The 18,546-nt window shown below is 69.7% G+C and carries 16 protein-coding genes; 7 read left to right on the top strand and 9 right to left on the bottom strand.

Annotation, left to right across the window (positions count from 1 at the left end; genetic code table 11):
* Together ACFY5A_RS08280 and ACFY5A_RS08275 are read left to right on the top strand one after the other, a co-directional pair.
* Entirely contained in the window at positions 1-2,103 is a 2,103-nt protein-coding gene (locus tag ACFY5A_RS08280) for a penicillin acylase family protein (protein ID WP_387233083.1), read from the top strand.
* Positions 2,100-2,729: a GNAT family N-acetyltransferase gene (locus ACFY5A_RS08275; protein WP_341940255.1), complete on the top strand. Its 630-nt coding sequence runs from the start codon at positions 2,100-2,102 to the stop codon at positions 2,727-2,729. The genes ACFY5A_RS08280 and ACFY5A_RS08275 overlap by 4 nt, the downstream gene beginning before the upstream one ends.
* Here the strand turns inward: ACFY5A_RS08275 and ACFY5A_RS08270 are convergent, their stop codons facing one another.
* From ACFY5A_RS08270 to ACFY5A_RS08260, 3 genes are all read right to left on the bottom strand, one after another.
* Complete coding sequence (locus tag ACFY5A_RS08270; RefSeq protein ID WP_341940256.1) at positions 2,730-4,127, bottom strand: hypothetical protein; 1,398 nt, start codon at positions 4,125-4,127, stop codon at positions 2,730-2,732.
* Positions 4,124-5,251 (bottom strand): SIR2 family protein, encoded by a 1,128-nt coding sequence (locus tag ACFY5A_RS08265; protein WP_341940257.1) that lies wholly within the window; start codon positions 5,249-5,251, stop codon positions 4,124-4,126. Before ACFY5A_RS08265 ends, ACFY5A_RS08270 begins: the two co-directional genes overlap by 4 nt.
* A gap of 133 nt (positions 5,252-5,384) precedes the next feature.
* The gene (locus ACFY5A_RS08260) at positions 5,385-6,248 is read right to left on the bottom strand and encodes a GyrI-like domain-containing protein (RefSeq protein ID WP_387233078.1); all 864 of its coding nucleotides are present in this window, start codon (positions 6,246-6,248) and stop codon (positions 5,385-5,387) included.
* Positions 6,249-6,373: 125 nt separating this feature from the next.
* Here ACFY5A_RS08260 and ACFY5A_RS08255 point away from each other — a divergent pair, with 125 nt between their 5' ends.
* Positions 6,374-7,309 (top strand): NAD(P)-dependent oxidoreductase, encoded by a 936-nt coding sequence (locus ACFY5A_RS08255; RefSeq protein ID WP_387233075.1) that lies wholly within the window; start codon positions 6,374-6,376, stop codon positions 7,307-7,309.
* 219 nt (positions 7,310-7,528) lie between these two features.
* Positions 7,529-8,230 (top strand): hypothetical protein, encoded by a 702-nt coding sequence (locus ACFY5A_RS08250; RefSeq protein WP_387233072.1) that lies wholly within the window; start codon positions 7,529-7,531, stop codon positions 8,228-8,230.
* A gap of 78 nt (positions 8,231-8,308) precedes the next feature.
* Here the strand turns inward: ACFY5A_RS08250 and ACFY5A_RS08245 are convergent, their stop codons facing one another.
* The 3 genes from ACFY5A_RS08245 to ACFY5A_RS08235 all read right to left on the bottom strand — a co-directional run bounded on the left by ACFY5A_RS08245 (position 8,309) and on the right by ACFY5A_RS08235 (position 10,739).
* A complete protein-coding gene (locus ACFY5A_RS08245; RefSeq protein ID WP_386948312.1) occupies positions 8,309-8,446 on the bottom strand; it encodes a methionine/alanine import family NSS transporter small subunit in 138 nt (45 codons plus the stop codon).
* Entirely contained in the window at positions 8,443-10,059 is a 1,617-nt protein-coding gene (locus ACFY5A_RS08240) for a sodium-dependent transporter (protein WP_387233069.1), read from the bottom strand. Before ACFY5A_RS08240 ends, ACFY5A_RS08245 begins: the two co-directional genes overlap by 4 nt.
* Before the next feature lie 77 nt (positions 10,060-10,136).
* Positions 10,137-10,739: a TetR/AcrR family transcriptional regulator C-terminal domain-containing protein gene (locus ACFY5A_RS08235; RefSeq protein WP_387233066.1), complete on the bottom strand. Its 603-nt coding sequence runs from the start codon at positions 10,737-10,739 to the stop codon at positions 10,137-10,139.
* A 191-nt stretch (positions 10,740-10,930) separates the two neighbouring features.
* Here ACFY5A_RS08235 and ACFY5A_RS08230 point away from each other — a divergent pair, with 191 nt between their 5' ends.
* From ACFY5A_RS08230 to ACFY5A_RS08220, 3 genes are read left to right on the top strand one after another with little or no spacing between them, the layout of a single operon-like run.
* Positions 10,931-12,178, top strand: a complete 1,248-nt coding sequence (locus ACFY5A_RS08230; protein WP_387233063.1) for an MFS transporter — start codon at positions 10,931-10,933, stop codon at positions 12,176-12,178.
* Complete coding sequence (locus ACFY5A_RS08225; protein ID WP_387233061.1) at positions 12,175-13,806, top strand: amidohydrolase; 1,632 nt, start codon at positions 12,175-12,177, stop codon at positions 13,804-13,806. Before ACFY5A_RS08230 ends, ACFY5A_RS08225 begins: the two co-directional genes overlap by 4 nt.
* A 60-nt stretch (positions 13,807-13,866) precedes the next feature.
* Positions 13,867-14,262 carry a VOC family protein gene (locus ACFY5A_RS08220; RefSeq protein WP_341940264.1) on the top strand — a complete coding sequence of 132 codons (396 nt, stop codon included), beginning with the start codon at positions 13,867-13,869 and terminating at the stop codon, positions 14,260-14,262.
* Positions 14,263-14,271: 9 nt separating this feature from the next.
* Here ACFY5A_RS08220 and ppsA read toward each other — a convergent pair whose 3' ends face one another.
* From ppsA to ACFY5A_RS08205, 3 genes are all read right to left on the bottom strand, one after another.
* Complete coding sequence (gene ppsA / locus ACFY5A_RS08215) at positions 14,272-16,647, bottom strand: phosphoenolpyruvate synthase (protein ID WP_387233057.1); 2,376 nt, start codon at positions 16,645-16,647, stop codon at positions 14,272-14,274.
* Positions 16,648-16,802: 155 nt separating this feature from the next.
* A complete protein-coding gene (locus tag ACFY5A_RS08210) occupies positions 16,803-17,654 on the bottom strand; it encodes a pyruvate, water dikinase regulatory protein (RefSeq protein WP_341940266.1) in 852 nt (283 codons plus the stop codon).
* 242 nt (positions 17,655-17,896) lie between these two features.
* Complete coding sequence (locus ACFY5A_RS08205; RefSeq protein ID WP_387233053.1) at positions 17,897-18,409, bottom strand: GNAT family N-acetyltransferase; 513 nt, start codon at positions 18,407-18,409, stop codon at positions 17,897-17,899.
* Positions 18,410-18,546: the final 137 nt, after the last annotated feature.

The following is an 18,546-nucleotide window of genomic DNA, read 5'->3' as shown; positions in this document are numbered from 1 at the left end:
ATGGCAGAGGTGTTCCGGGATGACCTCGGCATCCCGCACATCCGGGCGACGGACGTGCGGGATCTCGCCGAGGCGCAGGGTGAGGTCACCGCGCGTGACCGCGGCTGGCAGATCGAGATCGACCGGCTGCGTTCGGCGGGGCGTCTCTCCGAGCTCATCGGGGAGGCGGGCGTCGTGTGGGACGTCTTCGCCCGACGAGCGCGGCTCGACGAGACCGCGCGGCGCGCGTTCGACGCACTCGGTGAGGAGGATCGCGCCTTCGTGAGCGCCTATGCCGGGGGCGTGCGCCGAGGGATGGATGCCGCAGGCTCCCGCGCGGCGGAGTTCCGCGTGCTCGACGAGACGTTCGGAGACACCCGGCCGCTCACCGCCTGGGACGACCACGATCCGCTCGGCGTGCTGCACGTCGCGCACGCGCTGTTCTCGACGTTCCCGCACGTGCTGTGGCGCGAGCGGGTCGCGCTGGCGCTCGGCGACGAATGGGTCGACCTCTTCGCCGGCGACGCCGGTGAGGAGACGACCCCGACGGCGGGCAGCAACGCCTGGGCGCTGCACGGATCGCGCACCGCCAGCGGGATGCCGCTGCTCGCGGGTGACCCGCACCGGATCTTCGAGCTCCCCGGCGTGTATCAGCAGGTCAGGCTCGCGTGCGACGAGTTCGACGTGATCGGGCTCGCCTTCCCCGGCGTGCCCGGCGTGCCGCATTTCGGTCACACCGGCGACGCCGCCTGGGGCATCACGAACGCGATCGCGCACAGCGTGGACGTGTTCGAGGAGCGTCTGCGGACCGTGCAGGGCGGGTACGAGGCGCTCGGACCCCACGGGTGGGAGCCCGTCGAGGTGCTCAGGTCGCTGATCGCGGTGCGCGGAGGCGGCACGATCGAGGTCGAGTCGCTGGAGACGTCTCGCGGCTGCATCGTCACCGATCCGCATCCGCACGACGGCGGGCTGCGGGCCTGGAGCATCCGGCATCCCGCGCGGACAAACGCCGATCTCGGGGCCGGAGCGCTCCTGCCGCTGCTGCGGGCGCGCACGGCTCAGGACGTGATCTCTGCCTTCGACCACTGGATCGATCCCGTCAATCGCGTGCTCGCCGCCGACCGCGGAGGCGACGTGCTGTCGGCCACGGTCGGGACGGTCCCCCGACGGGAGAGGGACGAACGCCGACGCGCGCACTCCGCCGCCTCCGTCGCTCCCGCCCCCGACCGCGACAGGGTCGGCGCCGTCGTCGTGCGCGATGTCGCCGTCGACGCGAACGAGCGCCCGTCCGCCGCGGCGATCGATCTCGGCTGGGCGTACCCGTCGTCTCATCGGGCGTCGCGCATCGCCCGTCTTCTCGCCGACCTCGCCCCGCGCACCCCCGCGGACCTCGAGCCGATCTGGGGCGACACCGCATCGGGGTCGACGGCGCCGCTGCGCGCTCTGCTCCCCTCTCCCGACGCCTCGCTCTCCCCCGCGGCCGTGCGAGTCCGCGACCTCATCACGGCATGGGACGGACGTATGGATGCCGGCTCCGAGGCGGCCGGCGCCTTCGGCGCCTGGCGCGACGCGCTCGTGCAGGAGACGGCCGCGCATCCGACGCTGGCGCCGCTGCGGGAGCCGCACCCCTTCGGCGCGGTCTTCGACCCGTGGATGGGCGTCGAAGGACAGGTCGCCGCGGTGCTCCCCCGGCTGCTCCAGCATCCGGCCCTGCGCGACGACGCCCCCGCTCTGGTGCGGCGGGCTCTGGAGAGGGCGGCGGACGCCGGCTCCTGGGGATCGACGCACCGGATGCTGCCGACGCACGTCCTCGCGGATGTCCCCCGAGCCACGGCCCCGGTCGCGGGTCTCGACGTCGAGCTGTCCGGAGACGGGGATGCCGTGCGCTGCACCGGATCGACCCCCGGGCTCACCGACCGCGCCTGGCGGGGCTCCGTCGCCCGGTGGGCATGGGACCTCGCCGACCGCGAGCAGAGCCTGTGGAGCGTGCCGTTCGGCGCCGCGGGCGCCCCCGACTCCCCGCACTTCTCCGACCAGCTCCGCGACTGGGCCGCCGTCCACCCCACGAGGGTCGTCACCGACTGGGCGGCGCTGCACGCCGACACCCCGACAGGAGCATCATGACCGTCATCCGCACCTCCCGCCTGGCGAGCGGTCCGGCGGGCGCCGTCGTGCACACGACGGACTCGCCCGCTCTCGGGCGCCTGGAGTTCACGGTGCTCGATCCGGTGGCCGAGCTCGACCTGCTGCACGACTGGGTCAGCCGCCCCGCCTCGCGCTTCTGGGGGCTCTCCGAACTTCCGCGAGAGGAGCTGCGCGACCTCTACCTCTTCGTCGACGGACTGCCGAGCCACCACGCGTTCCTCGTGCGCCGCGACGGGCTTCCGATCGTGCTCCTGCAGACGTACGAGCCCGAGAACGATCCGCTCGGCGAGGTCTACGACGCCCTCCCCGGAGACGCCGGCCTCCACTTCCTGCTCGGCGACCGCGGCGCGCCCGTCGCGAGGTTCACCTCGCTCGTCGCCGACGCGATGGCGGAATTCCTGTTCGCCGGCCCCGACGTCGACCGCCTCGTGATCGAGCCCGACGTGCGCAACGAGCGCGCCGTCGCACGGGCGGTGAAGTCCGGCTTCGAGCTCGGCCCGCGCGTCGACCTGCCGACCAAGACCGGACAGCTCGCCTTCCTCACCCGCGAGCGCTGGGAGAGGAAACGGGCCGGATCACAGACCTTCGAAACGCTCGACCGCTGATCAGCGAGCGGTGAACCGCACCCAGAGGACGAGCACGACGGCGACCGACAAGCCCACCACGACAGTCACCCAGGTCACGATACGAGCGGCGCGCACCCACCCTCCACCGCGCTGAGGCGCATCCGAGAACGCCGCCCGGCGAAGCTGCGCGTCCGCGACCATCGCCAGCAAGTACCCCAGGGGTACAAGCACCGCGAGCAATGCGGCCGCGATGGCCATACCATTGCGGCGTTCGCACGGCCGATTCACGTTCACGACCCCCTGACGGATGGCCTTCTTCAGAGCTCCGACCGCTATCCATCGGAGAAGCCCGATCGACTCGGATTCGCCGCGATCCCGCAGGGACGATGCCGCGAGCAGTCCTGGCGCGACGACGAGGGAGAGCATGAGGAGCCCGCCCAGCGCCGATGACGCGGACGGCGTTCCGTCGTCGATCACCAGCTGAAGCGCCTGCAGGACGTAGAGCACGAGAAGCATCGCGAACACAGTCGCCGCCGCGAACAATGTGACACGGTCGCGCTCCATGGCGAGCACGAAAAGCGAGGTGGCAAAGACCATCATCAGGACGGCCACGACAAGGGCCGCGACGGCGAGAGGGGCGACCACCGCGGGGGTCGGCAGCTCGCCCAGGAGCATGTAGCGCAGCGATGCGGCAGAGACTCCCACTGCGAGGGGCACCAAGACGAGCCCTGCCACACTCATCGCGATCCGTTTCGCCGAAGGCCGCACCATCAGAGACATCGCCGTGCGTAGCCCGCTCCCCAGGACCCGGCGCTTCTTCTGGGCCCACGCGACCTTCTGCGCGCGCTGCGAGAAGATCGGGTCGGCGGCGGCGCTGGCATCCGCGGCCACCACTGCGACGATCAGTCCTCCGGCGAGGGGCGCGAGCACCCCGAGAAGATGAAGAGGCTCCTGGACAACGAACGGCCAGGAGACGTAGAGTCCGAGGCCGAGTGAAACGGGCACCATCAGCTCGGCGAACTGCGAAAGGAACAACCTCCGGCCCACGGTACGGGCCTCGTGCGCGACGCCGTTCTGTCGTGGAGGATCCCCTGCCGATGCGGCCCACACGCGCGCGTCCTCTGCACGCACCGCTAACTGCAGGGCGATAGCGACCGCGGCGAGCAGACTGAATCCGCCGACCGCGAGCTCCGCGGAGACGGGCAAGAGGACCGGCGTCTGCCCCTGCGAGTCGGGCGCCATCGACGTCAGAACTCCCAGGCTCGCGGCGAGCACCCCCAGGATCACGACGGTGATCGCGGCTGTGGTGAGTTTCGTCCTGACGCCCGCGACGTACTCGTCATACCCCGCGACGATGTCTCGCGGGGAGAGTGCGTCCGGTGTTGGTGTTGGTGTTGGTGTTGGTGGGACGCTGCGCCGCCGGTGCCACCAGTTCATTCGTCTCCTCCGGTGAACCACGACCACGACGAACGCGCCTCCAGACCGTACGCACCGCGCTTGTCGATATGCAGCCACGCATGAGTGCTCGACGGCTCCACCCCCAGCGCGCGGCTGATCTCCTGACGGCTCGGCGAGTCTCCGTGCGTCACGACGAGCATCCGCGGCGGCTCCTCATAGGCGGCCAGCGACTCCTGCATCCGCAGATTCACCGATTCATCCCTGAACGAGTAACCGACCACCAGCCAGCTGTCGGCCTCGTCGAGCGCATCCGAGAAGAGGTCATACGCCAAGCCAAAGGGGTGCCGTCGCACCTGTTCGGGCTTCTCCTGCGGATTCGCGAGGACGACGAGCGGTCTCGCGGTCGTCTCCCCCGATCGGATCGCGCGCCAGGGCGAGGCGGCTTCAAGTTCGGGCAAGGAGACCTTTACAGAGGTGTCTCCGTCGGACCAGTAAGTGAGGGACCCGTGAAGATGCAGCAGCCTCACCCGCTGGTACTTCGGGAAGTCGGCGCGTCTACGTCGAAGTCGGTTTGCCGGATGCTCGCTCAGTCCGAGCACCACTGTCGTCTCCTTTCGCCCGTCTCCGAGATCTGAGAACTCCTTCGGGCACACCTTCATGAGAGCCGCGAGCAAGAGAGTGTCGTAGTTGAGGTTCCCGATGGAGATCCGCCCGTCGAAGTCATGGATGAGCGCTGACATGAGCCGTCGCATCGGAGCCGCCCGCTCCTGCGAGGCATGGGATCGTTCGGCGATGACCTCGAGAACGTGGGCGATTCCGCCGTCGCGCACACGCTGCGCGAACCTGGCGACGGCGTCGATGGCGTCTCGCAGGTCCTCGTCGGCGGGTTCGCGCAGAGCTGCGAGCGAATCGAGAAGGCCCAGAGTACGCGATTCGAACCCGAACGCCCCGACCAGCAACTCGAAATCGTGATCGCTGCTCGCGCCGTCGGGAAGAGCCCACTCCGCGACCTTCTTCATCGCCTCAACGACCTGGCCTCCGTCCTCGGACTCGATACGACGCAGGACCTCCTCTGTGATGCTCGTGAGGTTGAGGCTGGGTTCGAACGCTATCGACATGCCGTTTCCGACGAGTGCCGCGACGTTCCGTTCTGATGCTGACATGCTGATCCCCCCGGACAGGTCAATTCCGCCGATTGTCGCGCGTCAGCAGGAAAGCAACGCAGAGAAGCGCCGCAAGCGGTCCAAATCCCGTTTCGGATCCATCAAGTCTGATGGTGCGTGCCGTCGACCGCCGTCACTCCGGTTCGACGGCCAGCCACAGCTCGCAGGTCGCGTGCGTCCCGGTGAACTCCAGGTAGCGGACGATCGAGGGGCCGGGACGCAGCCGCCAGGGATTGGACGGGAACCACTCGGTCGCGGTCGCCGCCCACAGGCTCTGCAGGGTGTCGGGGAACGGACCGGTCGCCGAGAAGACGGCCCAGGCTCCGCTCTCGACGCGCACGACGTCGAGGCCGTCCGGCACGGCGGTGGTCGGCGCCAGGGACACTCCGTGCAGGTAGGTCAGCGTCGTCCCCTCGGGGGCGTCCGGCTCGATGTCGCCGGTCACCGCGAGGATGCCGGAGGGCTCGGCGTCGTTCAGCCCCTTGAGCCGCACGTGCTCCTCGGGTGCGATGGCGGCGATGTGCTGTTGGATGTGCGGGTTGACGCCCTCGTGGATGAGCGGCACGCGGGCGGCGTGGCCGACGAGCACGAGTTCGGGCAGGGTGATGACGGTGACGTCCATGGGGACGCTCCCTTCTACGCTCAGGCGGAACCGGAGCATGGGTTGTGTGCGGAGAGGACCCCCGTCTCGTCGCGCCTCCGCCGGGCCGATGCCGTGCACGGCGCGGAACGCCCGGCCGAACGCCTCGACCGAGCCGTAGCCGTGTCGAACCGCGACGTCCAGGACGTTCGGCGCCCCGCCGACGAGTTCCGCGGCGGCGAGCGTCATACGACGGCGCCGGACGTACTCCGACAGGGGCATTCCGGCGAGCGCCGAGAACATCCGGCGCAGGTGGTACTCGGTGGTTCCCTGCGCGCGGGCGAACCCGGCGACGTCGACCTCGGCCGCGGCATCCCGCTCCACGAGATCGACCAGTGCGTTGAGTGCTCCGATCATGGGGTCCTCCTTTCCTGTCCAGCATCCCTTCCGGCGGCGGGCTCGCACCCGATCGTTCCGGTCCGATCCGATCATGCCCGCACCGGGCCCCGTGCGCGATGTGCTTTCCTGGTGAGGGAGGCGCCATGAAGATCCTTGTCCCGAACACCATCGAGTTGCAGCTCGGATCCGATGCGGAGGTCGTGGTCTACGACGTGTCCGCGGACATCCCCGCAGAGCACAGGGATGCCGAGGTGCTGGTCACCTGGCAGAACCCGGGGCGCCAGCTCGACCACGCCGTGCGGGATCTGCCGGAGCTGCGGCTCGTGCAGACGCTGGCTGCGGGGCCGGATGCCGTACTCGCCGCCGGATTCGCCGCGGACGTGCGGATCTGCTCCGGGCGCTCCCTGCACGACGGCCCCGTCGCCGAGCACGCTCTCGCGCTGATCCTCGGGGCGGTGCGCCGACTCGACCTGCTCCACGACGCGCAGCGCCAACGGCGGTGGGACGCGGACTTCATCTCCGCCCAGAGCGCCGCGGAGACCCGCTCCGCGTACACCCTCGCCGGATCCCGCGTGACGATCTGGGGCTTCGGCTCGATCGCCGCACGACTCGCCCCCATGCTCGGTCTGCTCGGCGCCGACGTGCACGGCATCGCCCGCAGCTCCGGCATCCGGTCCGGGTTCGAGGTGCGCGCGGAGGCGGACGCCGCCGAGGTGCTGGCCGAGACCGACGTCCTCGTCTCCCTCGTCCCCGCCTCTCCTGAGACCGCCGGCCTCTTCGACGCCCCGGTGTTCGGGATGCTGCAGCCGGGGGCCGTGTTCGTGAACGTCGGCCGCGGCGCCACCGTCGACGAGGACGCCCTGATCGACGCACTGGCGACGGGCCGGCTCCGCACCGCCGCGATCGACGTGATGAAGACCGAGCCCCTCGACGCGGAGTCCCCGCTGTGGACGACGCCGAACCTCGTGATCACCCCGCACGTCGCAGGCAACAGGCCCGTCGGCGCGAGCGCGCTCATCGACGAGAACGTCGCACGGCTCATCGCGGGCGAGGAGCTGAGGAACCAGGTCCGCCCCTGACGGGCGCGTCCGCTACAGCTCGACGCGGGGCCTCCGGCTCGCTCTCCGCGACCTCGGGGTGGCGGGCGAGATTCACAGGCAGTGAGTCGTTCTCCACCGTGAGGTCGATCGTGACGACCGGAGAGCTCGGCACCGAGGTGGGTGGCGAGGGCAGCGAGCACGGCATGTGGGTGCTGATCGCCCGAGGGCTTTCGTCTCCCGGGCAATGTGGATACTAGGGTGGCAGCCATGCGTTACGCGTGGGCGGTCGTGGCCGCCGGACTGGTGCTGGTGACGACCGGATGTGCTGCGCAGGCGGCTCCCGAAGGCGATGAGCTGTATCGCGACGGAGAGCAGCGTTATCTCGCGATGTCGAACACCATGCACACCGTCCTGATGGGCGTGCACGAGGGTGTGTGGGACGTGCCGATCGGGGGCTACGGAGCCTTCCCGATCGCGTGCGATCTCGGCCTTGCCGACGATGGCTACCGTTTCGCGTACCGACGCTCCGTGGCGTTGCCTGACGTCGACGGACAGGCCCTCAGCGACGTGGCCGTCAAGGCGTTCGCGAATGCCGGGCTGGAGTCGGAAGCGGCCGTCTACGGCGAGGGAGACCGCGCCGAGTGGAACGTCATCGCCGAGGACGATGCGGTGGGCCGAGCCGTCTTGACCATTCGGCCGGCAGAGGGCACGGTGACGGCATCGGCCGACACCCCGTGCACGCCGGGAGAGTCTGATGCTCTCTCGGCGATGGTCGGCGATGACGAGAACCGTGGGGACGACGTCCTGACGTGGCGTTCGATCCCGGCGACAGAAGGTGTGGACTCGGTGCCGCAGTTCTACTTCCCCGCTGGCGGGCCGGTGTACTTCAACGAGGACGAGAGTCTGGTCGAGCCGCAGCCCGTGGTGACGGATCCGCCGAAGGCGCCCTACGGGAGCTGAGGCGGATCACCGCCCTCGTCGACGTCGAGGGCGAGTGCCTTGATCCGGACCCAGGTCCGCCCCTGACGGGCGCGTCCGCTACAGCTCGACGGGCGGGGCCTCCGGCTCGCTCTCCGCGACCTCGGGGTGGCGAGCGAGGTTCACGATCGCGGCGATGAGGCCGCCCCAGACCGTGACCATGGCGACGATCATCATGACGACGGCTGCGGCGCTCATGCGACCGCTCCCCTCTGCTCGGGCTGCGCGTGCGCGGCGGTCTCCTGATCGGGGTCGTAGTGCTCGACCGCGAGGAACTCGTCGTAGTCGGGGTCGTCCTTCGCGTGGGAGCGCCGACCCCACGGCAGCAGTGCGAGACCGAAGGCGAGCACCACCAGGGCGATCACCATGCCCCACCCGAAGATGCCGAGGAACCACGACGGGTACCCGCCGTAGGGGTTCGCGATCTTGTCGATCAGCCCCGTGATGAAGAGGTATCCGAGCACGACCGGTGCGAGCACGCCGACGAGCAGCATCCACACCCGTCCGACGGGGAAGCTCGACCGCCGGTTCAGGTGATCCTTGAGCGCGGGGAGCCTGTGCAGCATCCAGGCGACGACGATCACGGCGACGAGGGCCACCGCCATGATCCCGAAGGCGTTGACGAAGGCATCCGTCGTGTCCAGGACCGAGAGCGCGGTCGTCGTCGAGAAGAGTGCCATCGAGATGACCGCCAGCGGGATCGACACGGTGAGCGTCGTGCGGATGCGGCTCCACCCCAGCTTGTCCTGCAGGGCGGCGACGATCACCTCCAGGATCGAGATCAGCGACGTCACACCCGCGAAGACGAGCGCCCCGAAGAACAGCACGCCGATGATCGATCCGCCGGCCGCCTGCGAGACGATCGTGGGGAACGCGATGAACGCCAGTCCGATGCCCGACGAGGCGACACCGGAGACGTCGGTGCCCTGCGCCTGTGCCATGAACCCGAGCGCCGCGAACACGCCGATGCCGGCGAGGATCTCGAAGCCCGAGTTCGCGAAGGCGACCACCAGCCCCGACCCGGTGAGGTCGGTCTTGCGCTTCAGGTACGACGAGTAGGTCACCATGATGCCGAACGCCACCGAGAGCGAGAAGAAGATGTGGCCGTACGCCGAGGCCCACACCGCGGGATCGGCGAGCGCCTCCCAGTCGGGTGTGAAGAACGCGTTCAACCCGTCGAGGGCGCCGGGCAGGAAGAGCGACTGCACCACGAGCACCGCGAACATCACGGTCAGCAGCGGCATGAGGATCATGTTCGCGCGCCCGATGCCCTTCTTGACGCCGAGGCACATGATCACGATCACGGCCAGCCAGACCACGACGAGAGGAAGGCCGACCTGCGGCACGAACTCTGTGGAGACGCCCGTCTTCGCGACGTCCGCCGACTGCAGGAAATCGGAGAAGAAGAAGTCGTTCTCGTTGCCCGGGCCCCAGGTGAGCTGTGCGGAGAACCACGTGTACATCGCCGACCACGCGATGATGACGGCGTAGTAGACGGAGATCACGACGCAGATCAGGACCTGCCACCAGCCGAGCGTCTCGGCGGAGCGGTGCAGGCGCCGGAAGGCGAGCGGTGCCGACCCGCGGAAGCGGTGACCGATCGCGTAGTCGAAGAACAGCAGGGGGATGCCGGCGGTCAGCAGGGCGCACAGATAGGGGATGAGGAACGCGCCTCCGCCGCCCTCGTACGCGACGTAGGGGAAGCGCCAGATGTTGCCGAGGCCGACGGCCGATCCGATCGCGGAGAGGATGAAGACGTTCCGCGAGCCGAACGCCTCGCGCTTGTGGGTCTGCGTCGCTGCGGTGGGCATGCGGGCGAGACTACCCGAGATGAGGGACGGATGCCGGGGGGCGAGCCGCGACCTCGACGAACCGGTGCGGCTCGGGTTCAGGCGGCCAGCCGCGCGCGCAGCGAGTCGAGCAGCACCGAGACGCCGAGCTCGAAGGTGCGGTCGGAGCGGGCCTCGCCGCGCTCTGCTCCGTCGAGGAGACGCCCGAGGGTGCGGGTCTCCCCCTCCGGCTGCCAGATGTCATCCGGGGAGGCGAGGTCGAGTCCGAAGCCGATGGCGAAGGCGTCGATGAGGGCGATGATCGCGAGGATCTCGTCTTCGGGGAATCCTCCGTCGACGAGCACCGTCGCGAGCTCGTCGTAGGCGGCGATCACCGAGGGGTGGGTGATCGTCTTGCCGATGAGCAGGGGCACGAGCTGCGGGTGGTCGGCGTACATGCGGCGCTGTGTGCGGAGCACGTCGACCAGATAGTCGTCCCATGCGTCGCCTGACGGCTCGACCCGGTATCCGATGATGAGGCGCCCGCGCATGAACTCGACGATGCCGTCCATGCCGTCGACGTGGTTGTAGAGCGACGACGGCCGCACGCCGAGGCTCCGGGCTATGGCGTTGACACCGAACGGCTCTCCCGCGCGCGAGAGGGCGAGTCCGGCGTCGCCGATGATCTCGGCCGACAGCAGCGGCGTGGTCGGTCTCGGCATGGCTCCTCATTCCCAGGAGATCGTCACGTGCTCGCAACACAGGGTCTTCCCTGCGACATCTCCTCTGTGCATAATAATGAACACCATTCGTTTACGAACACCATTCGTTTATGCGTGGCATGCCCCACCCGCGCATCCCGCCTCACTCGACACCCGCGTACACCGCCGTGCGCCCGCCCTTGGAGTCCTCCATGACCGTTCCCGATCTCCGCACCCGAGTCCCCCTCCGCCTGCCGACCGCCACCGCCACCTTCGCCATCGGCATCGCCGGCTACCTCGGCGTCAACCTCTCCCCGTACATGATCACCGCGGCGCAGACCGCCCTCGGCATCGACGTGCTCGCGGCCAGCTGGCTCGTGACGGCGACCCTGCTGCTCACCGCCGTCTCCGGGCTCTCGATCGCACCGCTGTGCGCCGGCATCCACCGCCGCACGGTCGCGCGCACCGGCCTCGCCCTCGCCGTCCTCGGTTTCGGCGCGGCGGCGTTCCTGCCCGGCCTCGTGCTTCCGGGGCTCCTCGCCGGCGGCATCGGCGCCGGCGGCGCGGTCGCCGCATCCGGTGCGGCGCTGGCCGCGTTCCGCAACCCCGACCGCGTCGCCGGGTTCAACGGCCTCGCCAACCGCGGTGTCATCACCGTCGTGCTCGCCGTCATCCCGCTGATCGGCCTCGCCCCCATCGACGTGTTCGGCGCTCTGGCGCTGTTCAGCCTGATCGGCCTGCTCGTGTCGGCGTGGCTGCCGGCGGCGCCCGTCATCGCACCGCAGGCCGCGGCGGCCGTGGCGGAGGCCATGCCGATCGACATCCCCGAGACCGGCGCGGTCAGGGTGTCTCCGGCGCGGTCTCGCCTCGTGACGATCGCGGGCTTCGGCCTGCTCGTGACGTTCGCGCTCTGGGCCGCCAGCGAGGACTCGCTGTGGGCCATGGCCGGAGTCATGGGCGCAGACCAGACCGGCCTCACCCCCGAGGGGCTCGGCATCGCCCTCAGCGGCGCGACCGCCGGAGGACTCCTCGGCTCCCTGCTGCTCATGATCGTCGGCGACAAGCTCGGCCGGGCGGTGCCGCTCGTGATCCTGCTCGTCCTCGGCGGGGCGCTGAAGATCGTCGAGGGCTTCACCACCGATCCGACGGCGTTCATCGTCGTCTTCATCGCCTGGAACACCGTGTACGCGGTCGCGTTCATGTACTTCGTCTCGACCTCGGCTGCCCTCGACGCCGACGGCCGCTGGTCCGGGCCGCTCCTCGCCGTCTATCTCGTCGGCTCCGCCCTGACCCCGGTGATCGGCGCCGCGCTGGTCAGCGTGCTCGGCTACGAGGGCTTCGCGATCGCGCTCGGCATCGCGAGCTTCGTCCTCGCCGTTCCCGCCGGGGCGATCGCCCTGCTGTCCACGCGCCTCGAGCGCACCGCCACCACCGTCGCCCACGAGGAGATCCCCGCATGACCCGCACTGAGCGACCAGAGGGAGTAGAAGTGACCCGCACGCTGTACCGCAACGCCCGCTTCTTCACCGCCGCCGACGACGCACAGTGGGCCGAGGCCGTCGTCGTGGAGGACGGCACGTTCGTCTTCGTGGGCGCGGAGGCGGATGCTCCGGCATCCGATGCGGTCGTCGACCTCGACGGCCGGGCGGTGGTGCCCGGATTCACCGACGCGCACACCCACCTGCTCATGATGGGCAGCGCGCTCGGACAGGTCGGCCTCACCGACGCGCGCACGCTCGAGGAGATCCAGGAGCGCCTGCGGGCCGCCCGCGCTCAGGCGGACGGCGAGCTGTACGGTCGCGGCTGGCTGTTCGACGCGATCGAGGGCGGCCAGCCGACCGCCGCGATGATCGACGCCGCCGTCTCCGACATCCCCGTCTTCCTCGACGCCAACGACTACCACTCGTGCTGGGTGAACAGCGCCGCGCTGGCGAGGCTCGGCATCTCGCGCGACACCCCCGACCCCATCGGCGGGCGCATCGAGAGGGATGCCGCCGGCGACGCCACAGGGATGCTGTACGAGACCGCGGCCCAGCAGTTCGCCTGGACGCACCGCGACGCCACGACCACCGACGCGCAGCGCGACGCCGACGTCGAGCGGGTCGTCGCCGCTTATCTGGAGTCCGGCGTCACCGGAGCCGTCGACATGGCGTTCGATGAGCTCGGTCTCGCCGCACTCGGCCGCGCGGCCGCGCGAGGGGCCCTACCGCTGCGGATCGACGCGCACTGGTTCGTCGCCAACACGGGAGACGACGCCGCGAACCTCGCCCAGGTCGCACGGGCGGCCGAGCTCGACGCCGCGCCGCAGGCCGGGGTGCGGGTGCGGGGCATCAAGCTCGTGCTCGACGGCACGATCGACGCGTGCACGGCCGCCATGAAGAACCCCTACGCCGACGGGTCGAACGCCGACGCAATCTGGCCGGCCGAGCGGCTGTTCCCCGTCGTCGCGGCGGCGGATGCGGCCGGCCTGCAGATCGCGATGCACGCGATCGGCGACGCCGCGAGCACGCTCGCACTCGACGCGATCGAGCACGCCGTCGCGCAGAACGGAGACCGCCCCCGACGCCATCGCATCGAGCACCTGGAGTATGCGGCCCCCGGCACAGCCGAACGCATGGCGAGGCTCGGAGTGACCGCGTCGATGCAGCCGGTGCACGCCGACCCCGCGATCTTCGCGAACTGGGCCGCCCAGCTCGGCGATGATCGCGTCGACCGCGCGTTCGCCTGGCCCGAGTACGAGGATGCCGGTGCGCTCCTCGCCTTCTCGACGGATGCGCCCACCGCGCCGCACGAGGCCCTCGCGAACATGTACGTCGCGGCGACCAGGGCGTCGGCACTGGACCCGTCGGCGCCCGCGGTGCATCCGCAGTTCGCGCTGCCCCTGGAGCGGGCGATCGCGCACGCGACGCGGGATGCCGCGGCATCCGTCGGCGACGGCGCCTGGCGCGGAACTATCGCCGTCGGGCAGGCCGCCGACTTCGCGGTGCTCGACGTCGATCCGTTCGCCGATGGGGCGGCCTCGCTGCTCGAGGCTCACGTCGTGCTCACCGTGATCGCCGGCGAGGAGGAGTACTCCGCGGCGGAGTGATCGGCGATGCCCGTCGGCCGGCCTCTGGACAGGCCGCGCCGACGGGCGCATGCTGAACGCATGACCGCCTTCCAGACCACGCACGCGTTCAGCGGGTTCAGCGTCGACGACATCGACGCGGCCCGCTCCTTCTACGGCGAGACCCTGGGACTCGACGTGTCGACGAACGCCATGGGGTTCCTCGACATCCGTCTACCCCAGGGTGGCTCGATCCTCGTGTACGCCAAGCCGAACCACACGCCCGCGAGCTTCACGATCCTCAACTTCCCGGTCGACGACGTCGAGTCCGCAGTCGACGAGCTCAACGCCCGCGGTGTCGTGACGAAGATCTACGTCGACCCCGACTTCGGCACCGACGCGAAGGGCATCGCGCACGGCGGCCCCGGCCGCGGACCCGACATCGCGTGGTTCACCGACCCCGCAGGGAACGTGCTCTCGGTGCTCGCCGCGAGCTGAGCCCCGCGCCTACGCGTTCAGCCTCGCGAGCCGCAGCCAGGTCTCGACCACGGTGTCGGGGTTGAGAGACATCGACTCGATCCCCTCGCCGACGAGCCAGTCGGCGAGGTCGGGGTGGTCGCTCGGACCCTGCCCGCAGATGCCGACGTACTTGCCCGCCCTGCGGCACGCCTCGATCGCCATCGACAGCATCTTCAGCACCGCGGGGTCGCGCTCGTCGAAGGTCGCGGCGACGAGCCCGGAGTCGCGGTCGAGGCCGAGCGTGAGCTGGGTCATGTCGTTCGAGCCGATCGAGAAGCCGTCGAAGTACTCGAGGAACTCGTCGGCGAGCACGGCGTTCGACGGCAGCTCGCACATCATGATGACGCGCAGTCCGTTCTCGCCGCGGCGCAGGCCGTTCTCGGCGAGCAGCTCGGTGACGGCGGCCGCCTCGCCCAGCGTGCGCACGAAGGGCACCATGATCTCGACGTTCGTGAGCCCCATCTCGTCGCGCACGAATCGCAGCGCCTCGCACTCCATGTCGAAGCACTCGCGGAAGTCCGCCGAGATGTAGCGGGATGCGCCGCGGTAGCCGATCATCGGGTTCTCCTCGTGCGGCTCGTAGATCTCGCCGCCGATGAGGTTCGCGTACTCGTTGGACTTGAAGTCGCTCAGTCGCACGATCACGGGTTCGGGTGCGAAGGCCGCGGCGAGCATCGAGACGCCCTCCGCGACGCGCTTCACGAAGTAGTCCCGCGGAGAGTCGTAGGCGGCGATGCGCTCGGCGATGTCGGCCTTCAGCTCGGCGGGGAGCGTGTCGTGATCGAGCAGCGCCCGAGGGTGGATGCCGATCTGCCGGTTGATCACGAACTCGAGACGGGCCAGCCCCACGCCCTTGTTGGGCAGCTTCGAGAAGGCGAAGGCCTGATCCGGGGTGCCGACGTTGAGCATGATCTTGACGGGGCTCGCGGGCATCTCGTCGAGGTGCGTGACGACCTCCTCGAAACCGAGGATGCCGGAGTAGACGAAGCCCTCGTCCCCCTCGGCGCAGGAGACGGTGACCTCCTGCCCGTCGCGCAGCGCGGAGGTGGCGTCCCCCGTGCCGACGACGGCGGGGATGCCGAGCTCGCGCGCGATGATCGCCGCGTGACAGGTGCGGCCGCCGCGGTTGGTGACGATCGCGGAGGCGCGCTTCATGATCGGCTCCCAGTCGGGATCGGTCATGTCGGCGACGAGGACGTCGCCGGGGCGGAACTCGTCCATCTGATCCAGCGAGGTCATCACCCGCACGGGACCCGCACCGATCTTCTGCCCGATGGCGCGCCCCACCGTGATCGCCGTGCCGGGGGCGTCGAGCACGAAGCGCCGCGTCACGTTGCCGTCGGTGCGGCTCACGACCGTCTCCGGCCGTGCCTGCAGGATGTAGAGCTTTCCGTCGATGCCGTCCTTGCCCCATTCGATGTCCATCGGGCGGCCGTAGTGCTCCTCGATGACGAGCGCCTGGCGCCCGAGCTCCTCGACCTCGGCATCCGTAATGCTGAACCGCGCGCGCTCCGCGACCGGCACGTCGGTGAACACGGTGCTCGCGCCCACCTGGGTCGCATCGGCGTAGACCATCTTCACGGCCTTCTCCCCCACCGACCGCTTCAGGATCGCCGGGCGCCCGTCGCGCAGGGCCGGCTTGTAGGCGTAGAACTCGTCGGGGTTCACCGCGCCCTGCACGACGGCCTCGCCGAGCCCGTACGCGCTGGTGATGAACACGGCCCGGTCGAAGCCCGACTCGGTGTCGACGGTGAAGAGCACGCCGGATGCGCCCACGTCGCTTCGCACCATCCGCTGGATGCCGGCGGACAGCGCCACGTCGTGGTGGTCGAATCCGTGGTGCACCCGGTACGCGATCGCGCGGTCGTTGTAGAGGGAGGCGAAGACGCTGCGGATGGCGGCGAGGATGTTGTCGATGCCGCTGATGTTGAGGAACGTCTCCTGCTGACCGGCGAACGACGCGTCGGGCAGGTCCTCCGCGGTGGCGCTGGAGCGCACAGCCCAGGAGACGGAGTCGGGCTGTGGGTCGGACGCCACGAGGGTCGCGTACGCCTCGCGGATGTCGGACTCGAACGCCGCGGGGAGCGGCTGGCTCTCGATCCACTCGCGCACGTTCGCGCCGACGCGCGCGAGCTCGGCGACGTCGTCGACGTCGAGGGACTCGACCGTCGAGCGGATGCGGTCGTAGAGCCCGTCCGCCGCGAGGAAGTCCCGGTAGGCATCGGCGGTGGTCGCGAAGCCGCCGGGGACGCTCACGCCCGCGCCCGACAGGTTCGAGACCATCTCGCCCAGCGAGGCGTTCTTGCCGCCGACCTGAGCGACGTCGTTCATGCCGATCTGCGTGAACCAGAGGATGGTGGTCATGGTGTTCTTCTTTCGGGTCGGAACCTGGTCGTTGAGCGAGCGATGGTCGTTGAGCGAGCGGTGGTCGTTGAGCGAGCGATGGTCGTTGAGCGAGCGAAGCGAGACGAAACGCAGAGACGAAACGCAGAGACGAACGCAGAGACGAGACGAGCTGTTCAGCTCCGCAGCCGCATGGACTGCATGATCACGGCGGACATCTCCTCCACGGACTTCGTGGAGGAGTTCAGGAAGGGCACGCGGTTGCGGCGGTAGAGATCCTCGGCCCGGCGGATCTCGAGCGTGCACTGGGCGAGACTCGAGTACGTGCTGTCCGGGCGGCGCTCATGCCGGACCTGGCTGAGCCGGAGGGGCGTCGTGGTGAGGCCGAAGCACTTCGACGCGTACTTCGCGACCGTGCGCGGAAGACCGTCTGCGGGGTAGTCGTCGTCGGTCAGCGGATAGTTCGCGACGAGGAGCCCGTACTGCAGTGCCAGGTACATCGTCGTGGGCGTCTTGCCGCAGCGTGACGGCGCGATGATGATGACGTCGGCGATGTCGAGGGCGCGCATGCTCTGTCCGTCGTCGTGCTCGATGGCGTACTCGACGGCGCGCATCCTGGCGAAGTAGCGCTCCATGTCGCCCACCCCGTGGAACTGTCCGAGCTGCTCGGATGCCGTGCTCCCGAGGCTCGTCTCCAGCTCGCGCAGGTGCCCGCCGAGGAGGTCGATCATCACTCCGCCCGCATCGGCGAGCGCGGCGAGGATCTGCGCGGACTTCACCGTGGTGAAGATGATCGGCTCCTCGCCGTCTCCGCGCTTCGCCCTGATGTCGGCGGCGACGTTGTCCGCGCCGACGACGGTGTCGACGAACGGCACGGTGTGGCGCCGAAAGGTCACCGCGGGGAAGTTCGCCAGCAGCGCGTTTCCCAGCGTCTCCGCGGTGATGCCCGTGCTGTCCGACACGAAGTACGCGTCGCGGGAAGAGGTGCCGTCGCCGTGCAGCGCAAGACCGGGCCGCGGAGTGGTCATCGGGCGCACCTCACTGTGATCGGATCGGGATGCCACAACCGTATGAAAGAAGTGCACCCCACGATCACCGATCCGCGAGTTAAGAACAGCAGAAATTGCCACTACGGCATGCGCCGCTCCGCCCGCGCCACTGGCACGCTCCGCAGCCCGCCACAGACGCCGGGTGCGCGGAAGTGCGCGCCGACGTCACTCCGCGAAACCGATGCAGGATGCCTGCGGCATCCGCCACCCGCGCCGTCCGCTCAGGGAACGAGCGGTTCCAGGGTCTTCGCGAGCTGGTGGTCGGCGTAGGGCGACGAGGAGAAGTGCTCGACGGTCTCGTACCCGAGCCGACGATAGAGGCGATGCGCTTCGGCGAGGTCGTCGCGCACCGTCAGTCGCAGCGTGCGGATGCCGCGACGCGCGCTGATCGACTCGATCTCGGCGAGCAGCGCCCGTCCGACGCCGCGTCCTCGTGCGGTGCCGTCGACGAACACCCGCGTGAGTTCCCCGACTCCCTGCTCGATCACCCTCATGCCACCGCAGCCGACCGCGCGGCCCCCGTCTCGGGCGACGAGCAGGAACCCCTCGTCGCCGCAGAGGTCGTCGCTCGGTTCGTCGAGCATCGCCGCCGTCACCTCAGCGGCGGTCGCCGGCCGCCCCCAGTACCGGCCGACGATGTCGATGAAGAACCGCTCCAGAATCGCGCGCCCGTCCGGAGACCGAGGATCCACGAGAGCCAGGGTCAGCGGCGCATCCGAGTATCCAGAAGTCATGATGGTCCTCTCGGCGATCAACGCCTGCCCGGCCGCGTGCCGTGCACAACCTCGCTCGCTCCTGTCGCACGCCCGGAGCAGGGATCCACACGCGCGGATCATCGGAGCGAGAACGTCGACAGCGTCTCGAAAGACGG

The sequence above is a fragment of the Microbacterium sp. NPDC012755 genome, from assembly GCF_042901325.1.
GTDB classification, from domain to species: Bacteria; Actinomycetota; Actinomycetes; order Actinomycetales; family Microbacteriaceae; genus Microbacterium; species Microbacterium natoriense.
This window is presented reverse-complemented; position numbering and strand designations above follow the sequence as displayed.

Excerpts from the sequence above, each read along its gene's own strand:
- ACFY5A_RS08210 (WP_341940266.1), bottom strand. The coding sequence starts at position 17,654 with ATGACCACTCCGCGGCCCGGTCTTGCGCTGCACGGCGACGGCACCTCT.
- ACFY5A_RS08255 (WP_387233075.1), top strand. The coding sequence starts at position 6,374 with ATGAAGATCCTTGTCCCGAACACCATCGAGTTGCAGCTCGGATCCGAT.
- ACFY5A_RS08270 (WP_341940256.1), bottom strand. The coding sequence starts at position 4,127 with ATGAACTGGTGGCACCGGCGGCGCAGCGTCCCACCAACACCAACACCA.
- ACFY5A_RS08220 (WP_341940264.1), top strand. The coding sequence starts at position 13,867 with ATGACCGCCTTCCAGACCACGCACGCGTTCAGCGGGTTCAGCGTCGAC.
- ACFY5A_RS08230 (WP_387233063.1), top strand. The coding sequence starts at position 10,931 with ATGACCGTTCCCGATCTCCGCACCCGAGTCCCCCTCCGCCTGCCGACC.
- ACFY5A_RS08235 (WP_387233066.1), bottom strand. The coding sequence starts at position 10,739 with ATGCCGAGACCGACCACGCCGCTGCTGTCGGCCGAGATCATCGGCGAC.
- ACFY5A_RS08280 (WP_387233083.1), top strand. The coding sequence starts at position 1 with ATGGCAGAGGTGTTCCGGGATGACCTCGGCATCCCGCACATCCGGGCG.
- ACFY5A_RS08245 (WP_386948312.1), bottom strand. The coding sequence starts at position 8,446 with ATGAGCGCCGCAGCCGTCGTCATGATGATCGTCGCCATGGTCACGGTC.
- ACFY5A_RS08205 (WP_387233053.1), bottom strand. The coding sequence starts at position 18,409 with ATGACTTCTGGATACTCGGATGCGCCGCTGACCCTGGCTCTCGTGGAT.
- ACFY5A_RS08275 (WP_341940255.1), top strand. The coding sequence starts at position 2,100 with ATGACCGTCATCCGCACCTCCCGCCTGGCGAGCGGTCCGGCGGGCGCC.
- ppsA (WP_387233057.1), bottom strand. The coding sequence starts at position 16,647 with ATGACCACCATCCTCTGGTTCACGCAGATCGGCATGAACGACGTCGCT.
- ACFY5A_RS08265 (WP_341940257.1), bottom strand. The coding sequence starts at position 5,251 with ATGTCAGCATCAGAACGGAACGTCGCGGCACTCGTCGGAAACGGCATG.
- ACFY5A_RS08225 (WP_387233061.1), top strand. The coding sequence starts at position 12,175 with ATGACCCGCACTGAGCGACCAGAGGGAGTAGAAGTGACCCGCACGCTG.
- ACFY5A_RS08240 (WP_387233069.1), bottom strand. The coding sequence starts at position 10,059 with ATGCCCACCGCAGCGACGCAGACCCACAAGCGCGAGGCGTTCGGCTCG.
- ACFY5A_RS08260 (WP_387233078.1), bottom strand. The coding sequence starts at position 6,248 with ATGATCGGAGCACTCAACGCACTGGTCGATCTCGTGGAGCGGGATGCC.